The following is a 12,073-nucleotide window of genomic DNA, read 5'->3' as shown; positions in this document are numbered from 1 at the left end:
CGGCGCACTGTGCGCCGGGCCGGCCCTTTCGCCATCGGCGTCACCCCGCTCGCCTACCGGCGCACCTTCCGCGGCGAGTCGAGGACGGCAGCCCCGGAGGCGGCGACGGCCCCAGGCGCCCGCGCGGCAGGGCGCGCCGGTGAACGCCTCAGCCGCCGGCCGCCTCGCGGGCGATCCGGTCGAACTGGGCGCCCATGGCCTCGGAGAGCGCCCGGGCCGCCGACAGGGGGCGGACCATGACGGTCAGGTCGTCGATCTTCCCGTCCTCGTCGAAGTGCAGGAAGTCACAGCCCTGGATCTGCTTCCCGGCGACCGTCGCGGTGAAGACGAGGGCGTGGTCGCGGCCGTCGGGGTTCGCGATCTCCCGTACGTACGTGAAGTCCTCGAAGACGCGCATCACGCCGCGGAGGATCGCGGCGGTCATCGCACGGCCGGGGTACGGCGCGAAGGCGACGGGGCTGGTGAAGACGACGTCCTCGGCGAGCAGCGCTTCCAGGGCGTCCGGATCACGGTCCTCCACCGCCTTGCGGAACGGGTGCATGACCTCTCCTCACATAGTCGCTTACTCAATGAATTGAATAGGTGCACCGGAGACTATGCCGGGTCGATACGGCTGTCCAGCAAAGGGCGGGTGGGACCGGTGAGATAGCGTGCGGTGACGGATTCGCGGGCGCAATGCCCGCACGCGAGGGCAGGAACTGGGGCGGGGATGAGCGATTCGGCATGGGCCCGGTTCCGACGGCACCGGTGGCTTTCGCAGGCGACGCTCACCCTGCTGCTCGTGGCACTGACGGCGGGCTTCGTGCTCGTACGTGCCGAGCAGCGCGACCGGCACAACGAGGACGCGCTGGCCCGGGCCTGCGGCGGGGCGCTGCCTCAGACGGACGCGGCGAAGCTGCTGGCCGACGACGCCTGGTGGACCCTGCGGACCGGTCCTGGGCCGCGCGGCCTTGTGTCGTGCACCGTCGGCGGGGACGGCGAGGGTGACCCGTGGTTCACCGTGACGGCGGAGCCGGTACTGGCCGCGCCGCTGAAGGGCGTCCGGGTGGAGCACGTCATCGGCCGCACCGCGTACGAGGACGAGCCCGACTGGGCCAGGGAGCACGAGCGGGCGGACCAGCTCGTCACGGTCCCCTGCCCGAACGGCCTGCCGGGGTACGCCCGCCCGGTCACATCCTTCCGCGTGCACGCCGCGACGGACAGCCCGGCGAGCGAATGGCTCGGCACGCTCGTCGCGGCCGTCGCCGAGGACGTACGCGCCGACGGTCGCTGCGGCGGTGATCCCGTGCGGGACACCGACGTACGACCGGTGACTCCGGCCCCGCAGGACGACTCGCCGGACTCGCCTCCCGCGGAGTGCGCCTGGTTCCGCCCGGCGCTGCTCGGTTCCGCCCTGAAGGGCGCCGAGCAGTCGGCCCACGGGGCCACCCACGCCTGGGCCAGGGCCTGTTCCACGACCGTCACGAAGCCGGGAGCGGCGGGCGGCGCGGTGGTCAGCTCCGCGAGTTGGTGGGGCGAGGCGCTGCCGGAGGTGCGCACCGAGTACGGGCGTGAGCTCGCCCTGGCCGGGCGCGGCGGACAGCCGGCCGCCGGGACGACGAAGAAGGCGTACGAACTCGCCGTCTGGGCCGAGGGCCGCTGCGCCGGCGGACGGACCCTGCACCGTCTCGGCCTGGAGGGGACGGATCGCGAACTGCTCGCCGCCCGCGCCGATTCGCTCCTCGCACGCTATCTCGACGCGTCGGGCGACTGCGGTGACACGAAGGTGCTCGGGAAGGTGTGGGGATGAGCGGGGAGCGCATGAAGAGCGCGGAGACCACGGGCGCCACCGAGCCCGCGGAGACAGCCGACCACGAGTTCGACCGGCTCCGACGCCGCCGGCGGATCCGGCTCGTGGCGGGCCTGACGGCCGGCGCGACCGTGCTGGCGGGCGGCCTGTTCTGGCTGTCCGGCGGTCTGCAGTCCTGGCTCCACGACCGCGCCCTGGACTCGGCGTGCGAGGGGACGCTGGCGGCCGATTCCGTACGGGAGTTGGTGGGCGGGGCCGACGTGACGGCGGAGACGAGGACGGGCAGGGACTTCTGGCAGTGCCGGGTGAGCGAAGCCGACGAGGAGTACGAGGAGGACGGCCGGGTCGACCTGCGCGTGACGGTGAGTGACGCGCGGGACCACTTCGCCGCCCTGGAGGCGGCAGCGACCGACGCACCTCTGGGCCACGGCTGGACCGGCGGCTTCGCGTTCGATCCGGACCGGGAGCGCCGGGGCGAGGCGACCGTCGGTGTGCTGCTCGACTGCGGCGGCGCACAGGGCGGCGGAAGGGTCGCCGAGGCGCGCGCCAGGATCGACCGCGCCGACTTCGGTCGCCCGGAGGCCCGTACGGAGCTCACCGCCGTACTGATCCGCACGGCGACCGCCTACGCCCGGCAGGAGGGGTGCACGGTCACGGAGGGCGAACCGGTGCGGAAGGTCGACACCTCCGTGAACGCCTGGGACTACAAGCCCTTCACCTCGGTGGCGGGCAGCTGCGCCGGCATCGTGGACCCGCGGACCGCCGCCCGCTGGGGCGTTCGGACGGCCGTGGAGACCGCGCCGGGACCGAAGCCGGTCGAGGGCTGCACGCTGGGCGGCCTGCGGGGCGCGCCGCTGTACACGTTCACCGCGTCGTACGGCCCCGCGCTGGAATGGAACGCGCGGAACCGCCTCGAAGAGCTGGCCGACCGGCGGGCGGGCGACGCCCCGGACGGCCGCTACGTGCTGTGGGCCGACTGCCGCGGCGCGGCGGACCGGGCCGCGTACGTCGTCGCGCCCGTGGGCGGCGGACTCGGCCGCACCTCCGGCCTCGCTCTCGACCACCAGGGCCTCCGCACCGCCCTGTCGGCCTTCGCCGAACGCTCGGCGAAGACCCACGGCTGCACGCTCTCCGCCACCGACTGAACCGCGCCGGGCCGTTCGCACCGGCCGCGCTCGACCCCCCTCATTGAGACTAAGCATCTTAGAAGATTAGTATTCGCGGAGCCTTCGCACAGCCGATCGCCCACCCGGGGCGGCGGCGGAGGCGCCGCCGTGTCCGCTGTGCGCACAGCCCTGTCGGCGGTCGAGCAAGAAGGAGCTCCCCCGTGGCTTCCCACCGCCGCCCGAAGCAGACCAACCCGCGCTCCACCGCGGTCCTCACCGCGACGGCCGCGGCGGCTGTCGCCCTCTCCACCCAGTCGGCCTCCGCCGATCCCCTCCCCGACCCCACCAAGAAGGGCGTGCAGGCGCAGGTCGACCGGCTCTACGAGCAGGCGACCCAGGCGACCGAGAAGTACAACGGGATCAAGGAGAAGGCCGACGCGCTCAAGAAGCAGGTGGCGAGCCTCCAGGACTCCGCCGCCCGCAAGCAGGGCGAACTCAACGAACTCCGCGACCGGATCGGCACGGTGGCGGCCGGCCAGTACCGCTCGGGCGGACTGGACCCGGCGCTCCAGCTCTTCCTCTCCGAGGACCCCGACACCTACCTGGCGAAGGCCTCGGCCCTCGACCGGGCCGGTGACCGGCAGACCGCCACCCTGCAGCAGTTCCTGTCCCAGCAGCGCGCGCTCCGGCAGCAGCGCGGCGAGGCAGCGGAGAAGCTGGGCGACCTCGACTCCGTCCAGCGGGAGTTGGGCCGGCGCAAGGGCGAGATCCAGGGCAAGCTGCGGGAGGCGCAGCGCCTCCTCAACACCCTGTCGGCGAAGGAGCGCGCACGGATCGCGGAAGGAGAGGCGCGAGCGAACCGGGCGAGCGCGCGGGTCGACCTCGGGAACGAGGCGAGTGCCTCGCAGCGCGCCGCGGCCGCCTTCGCCGCGGCCAAGAGCCGGGTCGGCATGCCGTACGTCTGGGGCGCGAGCGGGCCGATGTCCTTCGACTGCTCCGGACTCACGTCGTGGGCGTTCCGCCAGGCCGACGTGTCCATCCCCCGTACGTCGCAGGCGCAGGCCGGCGTCGGGACGCGCATCAACTCCCTGAGCGCGCTCAGGCCCGGCGACCTGATCATCATGCGCACCGACCTGAGCCATGTCGGCTTCTACGCGGGCAACGGGCAGATCCTCCACTCACCCAAGCCGGGCGCGCAGGTGCGTTACGAGTCGATCGCCCGCAGCGGCATGCCCTTCATGTGGGGCGTACGCATCGGCTGACGCCCGCACGCGCACGGGCGGCGGACGCCCGGTGCGGTGAGCTCGGAAACCGCCGTGACCTGCCCGACTATTATGAAGCCGAGTGCGGGAACGGCGGAGAGGACACGGCCCATGCGTCGGCTGGGGGAGCTCGAGGCGGAGATCATGGACCGCTTCTGGAGATGGGATCGCCCCGCGACCGTGCGCGAGGTCGTCGACGACATCAACGAGCACCGGGACGCCGCCTACACGACCGTGACCACCGTCACGAGCATCCTCTTCCACAAGGGCCACCTCACGCGCACCCGCGACGGGCGGGTCTGGCACTACCGGGCCACCGCCTCCCGCGAGGCGTACGCGGCGGCGCTCATGGAGGACGGCCTGGGTGCCAGCGAGGACCGCCCGGCCGCCCTTGCCCAGTTCGTGGAGAACCTCGACGAGGACGAGATCGAGGCCCTCCGCAAGGCCCTGCGCGATGTCGGACGGCGGGCGAAGGAATGAACGCGGCCCCCGCCCTGCTGGCGTACGCGGCTGTCGTGGGCGTCGCCGCGCCGCGCCTGATGACACACAGCGCCTGGCCGTACCGCGCACCCGCGTTGGGCGCGGCCGTGTGGCTCGCCCTGATGGTGTCGTTCACGCTCACGGTGGCACTCGCGGCCACGCAGCTCGCGGCGCCGACCGAGCATCTGCACGCGGGGCTCCTGGGGCTGCTCCACGCCTGCGGTCTGGGCACCGAGGCTGCCGGTCCCGACCCCACCACGGCGGACCGGTTGGCCGTCGCCATGCCCCTCGCCGTCGTCACGGCCGTCGTCGGCGCGTTCCTCTTCCATCTCGCCCGCACGGGTCTCGTCCGCGCACGGCACCGCGACCGGCTCGACAAGGTGGGCGTGCGGTGCGACCGGCTCCACGTCACGGTGCTCCCCCACGCCACCCCGGGGGCGTACTGCCTGCCGGGCTTCCGCTCGCGCATCGTCGTCAGCGACGCCGCCGTCCGGCTGCTCACGGAGGAGCAGTTGGACGCCGTCCTCGCTCACGAGCGGGCCCACGTCGCCGGCCGCCACCACCTGCTGCTTGCCGCCGCGGACGGATTCGCCACCGTCTTCCCGCGGCTGCCGCTGGCACGCCTCGGGCGGGAGCAGACGGCCGTCCTGCTGGAGATGATCGCGGACGACGGCGCCCTGCGACGCCATCCCCGCGAGGTCCTCGCCACCGCGATGTACGAGATGGCCGCCGGCCGCGCGCCCGAAGGCGCCCTCACGGTGGGCGGGTCGACGGCGCTGCTCCGTATGAAGCGCATCCTGGGCCCGCACCGGGCCCCGCATCCCGCGCTCCGTGGATCCATGGCCTCCGCGGCCGTCGCCGTCCCGCTCCTGCCGCTGCTGGTGGCCTGCCCTCCCGGCCTCTGATCCGCACGCGACCGGGGCGACCCCACTCCCGACGCCACTGCCGGGACCGCGACGTCTAGGCTGGCACCGAGTCGAGCGGCCTCACGCCGACGGCAGTGCCCAGGGGGGGGGACCAAGTGGAGTGGGAGCTCGGCGTCGCCGGCCTCGTGGTCGGGCTGCTGACAGCCGTGGTGACGGCGCCGGTCGGAGTCTCCGGGGCCGTGTTCCTGCTCCCGGTCCAGCTCAGCGTCTTCGCCGTGCCCAGTCCGGCCGTCACGCCCACGAACCTGCTCTACAACGTGGTGGCGGGGCCCGGCGCCCTGCTGCGCTATCGGAGGGACGGCGCTCTGACCGGACCGCTCGTGCGTCTCCTGGTGTGGGGCTCACTGCCCGGTGTCGTCCTCGGCGCGATCATCCGTGTGTTCGCCCTCCCCGGCCCGCGAGTCTTCCGCCTCCTGATCGCCGCGCTGATGCTGCCGCTGGGCGCCTGGCTCATCGTCAGAACCCTGCGCCCCGCGCACTCATCGGCTCCCCGGCCCGGACCCGCGCCTCGGACGGTCGTCTCCATGGCGCTGGCGGTCGGGGTCGTGGGAGGCGTCTACGGCATCGGCGGCGGATCGATCCTCGGCCCGGTCCTCGTCGGTCGTGGTGTCCCCGTCTCCACCGTCGCGCCGGCCGCCCTCGCGTCGACCTTCGCCACGTCGGTGGTCGGCGCCTGCACCTACGCTCTGCTGTCCGTGACGCACAGCGGCAACATCGCCCCCGACTGGCCACTCGGCCTGGCCTGCGGCCTGGGCGGACTCATCGGGGGGTACCTCGGAGCACGCCTGCAACCGCGCATGCCCGACACGTTCCTGCGCGTGCTCCTCGGCTCCCTGGCCGTCGGTCTCGGCACCCTCTACGCGGTGGAAGGGCTGCTCTGACCAGGACGGCCCGAGGCGGATCGGATGTGCTCCCGTCGTGGTCAGCGGATGGCGAGGGCGATGATCTGGGTGACCGCGTCCGAGACGAAGTTGTCGTCGCTGACCAGGATCAGCGACCTTTCACCGGAGGGAAGTTCCGGGCCCCACGTCATGCCCTCGGTGTTGTCCACGGTGGACAGGCCCAGGGTGTCGAAGTCCGCGACGAGCTTCTTGCGCATCGCCACGACGGGCTGTCCGGCCAGTGACTCCCTCGCCTGCACATCGGTCGCGCCACGCGTGGTGGCGTCGTAGAGACGGATCTTGTATCCCGAGCCGGCGACCCAGGTGCGTTCCAGGACGAGGTAGCGGTGGGGGTTGTCGGGGAAGGCGAGGAGGGACGGGACTCCGGTGTCCGGGCCCCAGGGGCTGGTCGGGTCCGACGGGGCGAAGATCTTCTCGATGGGGTACGCGAACTGGCCGAGCACCCGGCCGTCGCGGGTCTGCCGTGTGACCCGGACGAGCGCGCCGTTCTCCAGGTCGGGTACCGGGCCGTCCTGAAGGAGCGGACCCTCGACCGCGCTGGTCACCACCCGGCCGTTGGAGCCGAAGGTGATCGCCTCGATCGCCTGGTTCCGGCGCGGGCCGCGCTCCTCCATGGTGATCTCGTAGTTCGACGGCAGCGGCAGCCGGCCGAGGTAGTCGCCGGTGGGGCCGGCGAACTGGATGGACGGCTGGATCACCGGTCCCGCGCCGACCGCCTTGGGCCGGTCGCCCTCCTGCGCCCACCAGTAGTCGCAGGTCCGCGGGTCGACCCGGATCTCCTCCGGGTCGACGGCCTTGCCGTCGCCGAGGGACGGCGACGGGTAGGACGAGCCGTCGGGCTGGAGGAGGGAGTGGGTGCCGGTGAAGTCGACCGCGTGCACTCCGGCCGCGTCCACGTCGAGCCTGGCGGTGTAGAAGCGGGCGGGCTGCAACTGCGAGCGGTCGTCGCTGAGGAACACGTACTCACCGGTGCACCGGTTGCGGTCGACGCCGGAGAAGCCGCCGACCGTGGTGCCCTGGAAGTCGAGCTTGTGCGGAACGATCTTCTCGCCGAGCAGGCGGGCCTGTACCGCCGCACGCTCCGACTGCCTTTCGTTTCCGCCGGGTTGGGCGGCCACGGCCACCGCGGGGGCGAGCGTGGACGTCACGAGCAGGGCTACGGCGCACGCGCGGCGCGTCAGGGAGGCTCTCATGCAGATGATCTTGCCGGTGACCGCCCGGTGACACAGTCACCCAACCGGGTACTCCTGCGGGCCTGTCGGACGCATGTCCGAGTGTCGGCTCAGGCTCGCGCCGTCGGGGCCGGGGCGTCGCACCGGCACCGCGGCTCGCTCTGGCCGATGAACCTGCGCGGTGCGCCCCGGCGGTCGGCGGGTTCGGGCACCGCGGGGGCGTACGGGGCGGAGAACAGCGCGAGTACGCCGGGGTGGACGGCGCACAGGGGCATCCGGCCGTTCTCGGTGGCCGCCGCCCGGAGCCGCTCGTCGGCGGCGAGCCGCTCGCCGCTGACGTAGAGGAAGGCGTTCTGCGCGTACCAGGGTTCGATCGCCTGGTCGTCCCACAAGCGGGTGCGCAGGCAGTCCACGAGCTCGTAGCCCCACTGCCCGAAACGCTCGCGCCAGTACGGCGGCCACTGCTCGTTGCGGTGGTCCGTTCCCGTCTGTCCGGGGATCGCGGCGGAGAACAGGACGACATCCGCCATGGCGCACAGGTCCGCCACCAGCGAGTCGGCACGGGACTCGTCGAAGTGCTCGGCGGCCTCCATGCACATCGCCAGGTCGAACCGCCGGTCCAGGCGCAGCGGGGTGCTGAGGTCCTGCTGCAGGAAGCACTGCGGGGGGATGTGCAGTGCGTCGGCGGAGACCCAGGGTCCGTCGACGCCCAGGATCTCGTCCACTCCCAGGTGTTGGGCGGTGGCGAGCCAGGAACCGGTGCCGCACCCGACGTCCACGACGCTCGTCGGCCGGACGAGATCGAACACCAACGGCAGCACGCGCTCGGCGGAGCGCCGCGAGCCGTCCTGTTGGCCGGCGTAGAACCACGCGCCGTAAGCACTCGTAGAGACAACACCCATCAGACATCTCCTAGCACCGGAAGCTCTGGAGAATGGATATTTGCAGACTTGTCGCACTTTTGGTGAGACGCGCGCGACGGGGCGAACGCGCTATGACCTGTCCGGCCGATCATGGTGATGCCTCGTCGGCCGTGTCGGCGTTTCGGCCAGCAGCCTCGCCTGCCTCGGGCCACGGACCGCAAGGGTCGATGTACCCCGCACGAACGCACATTCGCCTGCCCACGGGGTTCGCGCCGCGTCCGAAACACATGCGTTCGAAACGGCGGGCAGGTCGTTGAACGCCCTGACACCCCAGACCACTTCCTCTCGGAGGCCGCCGTGTACCCCCTTCCCGTTGTGACGACTCCCCTCCCCGCCTTCGTGCGGCCCGGAATCACCCGGCTCACGGCCGGCGCCCGCGGCGCCCTTCGCCGCGTCGGCGCCCTGCTCGCGGCACCTTCGGATACGAGGTGGGGGGCATGACGAGCACCACGGACGACGCATCGTCCACAGCGGGGGCGGAGACCCATTCGGCCTCCGAGGAGCTCCTGTTCGGCGGTCGACTCGACTACGACCAGGGGTGGAACCAGCACCGCGGGACCTGGGTGAAGCTGGGCATGTGGAGCATGGCCGTGAGCTTTCCCCGGCAGGTCGCCGTCGCCGTCCGTCTGGCACGGCAGGCCGACCGGAGGGCCTTGTACACGGTGGCGGTCAGCGAGTTCGGCCGGGGACTGGCGCAGGCGTTCACCCTGGTCGCGGTGAACGCGCTGCTGGCCGAGCTGCTGGCTGCCGGGACCCTGGTCGACCGCCTGCGGGGCTCCGTGCCGGCGCTGGTGCTGGTATCGGTGTTGGCGGTCGTCTCCTCGCTGCTGAAGTCGGCGTCGACCGCGTCGACGGGGGTCCTGGAGCCGAAGGTCCAGCGGGTCGCCACCGAGCGGTATCTGAGCCTGGTCGCCCGGGTGGAGATGGACGCCATCGAGGACGACGCGTTCCACAAGCTGATGGACTCGGCGCAGTGGGGCGCCGACGGGGCCCGGCGGATGGTGGGCTACTGCACGGCCGTGGTGGCCTCGGCGATCTCGCTGATCGCCGCCGCGAGCGTCCTCACGGTGCTGCACTGGGCACTTCTGCCGCTGCTGGTCGCGATGGCGCTGCCCAGCGCGTGGGGGGCGTTGACGATGGCCCGGGCGCGCTATGCGAGCTGGCACCGGTTCGTCCAGCACGCGCGCGCCGCGCAGCTGATCAGCCGTCTGCTGATCGACCAGCAGGCGGCGGGTGAGGTCCGGGTCCATGACGTGGGTCCGTTCCTCCTGGAGCACTTCCGGGGCATGGCGGAGACCAGCGAGCGGGAGCAGACGCGGCTCGCCTGGGTGGCCGCTCGTACGGGGCTGTTCGCCGACGGGGCCCGTGGTGCGGCCACGGTGGCCGCGTACGGCGTGCTCGGTCTGCTGCTGTGGAACGGGCAGATGGCGCTCGCGGTCGGCGGCACCGCCGTCCTCGCGATCCGGGCCGGGTCGGCGAGCATCACCGACCTGGTGCTGCGGGTCACCGACATCCAGGAGGAGTCCCTGTTCGTGGCCGATCTGGAGCGGCTGTGCACCGAGGCGGAGCGGCGTGCGATCCCGGAGACGGGTGTGGAGGTCCCCGAGGACTTCGACGCGATCCGATTCGAGAAGGTCTCCTTCTCCTACCACGGTGCGGACGAACCCTCCCTGCGGGAGGTGGACCTGGTCATCCCCCGCGGCAGGACGGTGGCGCTGGTAGGGAGGAACGGATCGGGCAAGTCGACGGTCTCGAAGCTGTTGTGCGGCCTGCACCTGCCTGCCTCCGGGCGGGTCCTGTGGGGGGACGTCAGCGCTGCCGACGCATGCAGGGCCCGGATCTTCTCCCGCGTGGCGATGGTCGCGCAGGACTTCCAACGATGGCCCTTCACCGCCCGGGTGAACATCAGCATCGGCCGCAGCAGCGTCCCGATGGACGACACGGCCATCGAGGCGGCGGCCGCCTACGCGGGAGCCGATGAGGTCGTCAGGGGTCTCCCCCGCGGTCTGAGCACCCTGTTGGCTCGCGGCTACCGGGGCGGGCAGGAGCTCTCCGGCGGACAGTGGCAGGCGTTCGGCCTGGCCCGGAGCAAGGCTCGTGACGGTCAGGTGCTGATCGTCGACGAGCCGACGAGTGCCCTCGATCCGGCTGCCGAGCAGCGCGTCTTCGATCAGATCCACCGTCTCGCGGGCACCGGTCAGACCACCGTCCTGATCACGCACCGCCTCCACAGCGTGCGCCACGCCGATCTGATCTACGTCCTGGACGAGGGCCGGGTCGTCGAGCACGGCACGTTCGCCCAGCTCATGGACCCGGCCACGAGCACGGGGGCGTTCCGGGAGGCGTACGAGCTGCAGGCCCGGCAGTTCGCGGCGCCCTCGGTGCCGGCACAGCCGGGCGCACCCGCCGCGGGGATGGGCACGTCGGGCAAGCCCGGCACCCTCCTCGACGAGGGAGAGGTGCTGTCATGAAGGCGCCGTCGGGGACCGTGCCGAACATCGTCGGCGTCCACCTGTACCTGGAGCGCGACGGCCACGTCCTGCTGGGCCGCCGTCATCCCGACTCGGCGTACGCGGGCGGATCCTGGCACACCCTGGCCGGGCACCTCGAGGCGGAGTCCGCGACCGCCGGCCTGGTCCGGGAGGCGCACGAGGAGGCCGGGCTGGTGATCGACCCGGCCGACCTCGAACTCGTCCACACCGTGCACCTCGTCGACCGGCCCGGAGCCCGGCCCCGTATCGGTCTCTTCTTCCGAGCCCGCCACTGGGAGGGCGTGCCGGAGGTACGGGAGCCGGACAAGTGCGTCGCGTGGCAGTGGTGGAGAGCCAGGGATCTGCCGGAGCCGATCGTCCCCTACACGCGCGCCGCGATCGAGGGCGTCCTGGCCGGCCGCCCCTACACGGAGATGGGCTGGCCGCGTACGGGAGGTGCCCGGTGAGCGGCGACGGACGGCACACCGTCCCCTTGGACGTGCACCTGATCGCGGTCCGTGACGGGGCGAAGGGGGCCGAGGTGCTGCTGTCCCGGCGTGCCGGATCCGTGTACGCGGCCGGGATGTGGCACGCGCCGTCGGGGCACGTGGACGGGTCTCACGAGGACGTCGTCACCGCCCTCGTGCGGGAGACACGCGAGGAGACGGGCCTGGTCGTGGACCCGCTCGACGTCGGCGCGACTCTCACCGTGCACCACCGCGCGCCCGGCGGGCGGGCGCGGGCCGGGTTCTTCTTCGAGGTCCGCCGCTGGGACGGCACCCCGCAGATCCGGGAGCCGGACAAGTGCGACGCCATGGAGTGGTTCCCCTTCGTCGCCCTGCCGGAGCCGATGGTCGCGTACTGCCGGGCCGGACTGGACGCCTATCGGTCCGGGGCCCGCATCGCCCTTCACTTCCAGGAGCCCGGCGACCCGATCGCGTACGACCCGGCGGCCGACAGGCTCCGTCTCCTCCCGGCACCCGGCCGCACATGTCAGTAGGAGCGGACGAAGCCGTTCGCAGCCGGAGTCCTCCACCCACGG

At 72.5% G+C, this 12,073-nt stretch carries 12 protein-coding genes; 9 read left to right on the top strand and 3 right to left on the bottom strand.

Going from position 1 to position 12,073, the window contains the following annotated elements:
• Positions 1-148: 148 nt before the first annotated feature.
• Complete coding sequence (locus SGA01_RS00235) at positions 149-541, bottom strand: nuclear transport factor 2 family protein (protein WP_141292270.1); 393 nt, start codon at positions 539-541, stop codon at positions 149-151.
• A 168-nt stretch (positions 542-709) separates the two neighbouring features.
• Between SGA01_RS00235 and SGA01_RS00230 the strand changes: the two genes are divergently transcribed.
• From SGA01_RS00230 to SGA01_RS00205, 6 genes are all read left to right on the top strand, one after another.
• The gene (locus tag SGA01_RS00230) at positions 710-1,789 is read left to right on the top strand and encodes a hypothetical protein (RefSeq protein ID WP_141292269.1); all 1,080 of its coding nucleotides are present in this window, start codon (positions 710-712) and stop codon (positions 1,787-1,789) included.
• Positions 1,786-2,934, top strand: coding sequence for a hypothetical protein (locus SGA01_RS00225; protein ID WP_141292268.1), 1,149 nt, complete (start codon positions 1,786-1,788; stop codon positions 2,932-2,934). The genes SGA01_RS00230 and SGA01_RS00225 overlap by 4 nt, the downstream gene beginning before the upstream one ends.
• A gap of 182 nt (positions 2,935-3,116) precedes the next feature.
• Entirely contained in the window at positions 3,117-4,157 is a 1,041-nt protein-coding gene (locus tag SGA01_RS00220; protein ID WP_141292267.1) for a C40 family peptidase, read from the top strand.
• Positions 4,158-4,268: 111 nt separating this feature from the next.
• Complete coding sequence (locus SGA01_RS00215) at positions 4,269-4,637, top strand: BlaI/MecI/CopY family transcriptional regulator (RefSeq protein WP_141292266.1); 369 nt, start codon at positions 4,269-4,271, stop codon at positions 4,635-4,637.
• The gene (locus SGA01_RS00210; protein WP_141292265.1) at positions 4,634-5,542 is read left to right on the top strand and encodes a M56 family metallopeptidase; all 909 of its coding nucleotides are present in this window, start codon (positions 4,634-4,636) and stop codon (positions 5,540-5,542) included. The genes SGA01_RS00215 and SGA01_RS00210 overlap by 4 nt, the downstream gene beginning before the upstream one ends.
• A 116-nt stretch (positions 5,543-5,658) precedes the next feature.
• Entirely contained in the window at positions 5,659-6,444 is a 786-nt protein-coding gene (locus SGA01_RS00205; protein WP_141292264.1) for a sulfite exporter TauE/SafE family protein, read from the top strand.
• Between the two features lie 41 nt (positions 6,445-6,485).
• On the opposite strand, the gene SGA01_RS00200 is transcribed toward SGA01_RS00205, so the two are convergent.
• Positions 6,486-7,658 (bottom strand): esterase-like activity of phytase family protein, encoded by a 1,173-nt coding sequence (locus SGA01_RS00200; RefSeq protein ID WP_141292263.1) that lies wholly within the window; start codon positions 7,656-7,658, stop codon positions 6,486-6,488.
• Positions 7,659-7,747: 89 nt separating this feature from the next.
• On the bottom strand, positions 7,748-8,539 hold the full coding sequence (locus SGA01_RS00195) for a class I SAM-dependent methyltransferase (protein ID WP_141292262.1): 792 nt from the start codon (positions 8,537-8,539) through the stop codon (positions 7,748-7,750).
• 458 nt (positions 8,540-8,997) lie between these two features.
• Between SGA01_RS00195 and SGA01_RS00190 the strand changes: the two genes are divergently transcribed.
• From SGA01_RS00190 to SGA01_RS00180, 3 genes are read left to right on the top strand one after another with little or no spacing between them, the layout of a single operon-like run.
• A complete protein-coding gene (locus tag SGA01_RS00190) occupies positions 8,998-11,031 on the top strand; it encodes an ATP-binding cassette domain-containing protein (protein WP_141292261.1) in 2,034 nt (677 codons plus the stop codon).
• Positions 11,028-11,498 carry an NUDIX hydrolase gene (locus SGA01_RS00185; RefSeq protein ID WP_141292260.1) on the top strand — a complete coding sequence of 157 codons (471 nt, stop codon included), beginning with the start codon at positions 11,028-11,030 and terminating at the stop codon, positions 11,496-11,498. Before SGA01_RS00190 ends, SGA01_RS00185 begins: the two co-directional genes overlap by 4 nt.
• Positions 11,495-12,031, top strand: coding sequence for an NUDIX hydrolase (locus SGA01_RS00180; protein WP_141292259.1), 537 nt, complete (start codon positions 11,495-11,497; stop codon positions 12,029-12,031). Before SGA01_RS00185 ends, SGA01_RS00180 begins: the two co-directional genes overlap by 4 nt.
• Positions 12,032-12,073: the final 42 nt, after the last annotated feature.

The organism is Streptomyces gardneri (assembly GCF_006539185.1).
GTDB classification, from domain to species: Bacteria; Actinomycetota; Actinomycetes; order Streptomycetales; family Streptomycetaceae; genus Streptomyces; species Streptomyces gardneri.
This window is presented reverse-complemented; position numbering and strand designations above follow the sequence as displayed.

Coding starts and splice junctions, on each gene's coding strand:
- SGA01_RS00200 (WP_141292263.1), bottom strand. CDS start 7,658: ATGAGAGCCTCCCTGACGCGCCGCGCGTGCGCCGTAGCCCTGCTCGTG.
- SGA01_RS00225 (WP_141292268.1), top strand. CDS start 1,786: ATGAGCGGGGAGCGCATGAAGAGCGCGGAGACCACGGGCGCCACCGAG.
- SGA01_RS00190 (WP_141292261.1), top strand. CDS start 8,998: ATGACGAGCACCACGGACGACGCATCGTCCACAGCGGGGGCGGAGACC.
- SGA01_RS00195 (WP_141292262.1), bottom strand. CDS start 8,539: ATGGGTGTTGTCTCTACGAGTGCTTACGGCGCGTGGTTCTACGCCGGC.
- SGA01_RS00215 (WP_141292266.1), top strand. CDS start 4,269: ATGCGTCGGCTGGGGGAGCTCGAGGCGGAGATCATGGACCGCTTCTGG.
- SGA01_RS00235 (WP_141292270.1), bottom strand. CDS start 541: ATGCACCCGTTCCGCAAGGCGGTGGAGGACCGTGATCCGGACGCCCTG.
- SGA01_RS00230 (WP_141292269.1), top strand. CDS start 710: ATGAGCGATTCGGCATGGGCCCGGTTCCGACGGCACCGGTGGCTTTCG.
- SGA01_RS00210 (WP_141292265.1), top strand. CDS start 4,634: ATGAACGCGGCCCCCGCCCTGCTGGCGTACGCGGCTGTCGTGGGCGTC.
- SGA01_RS00185 (WP_141292260.1), top strand. CDS start 11,028: ATGAAGGCGCCGTCGGGGACCGTGCCGAACATCGTCGGCGTCCACCTG.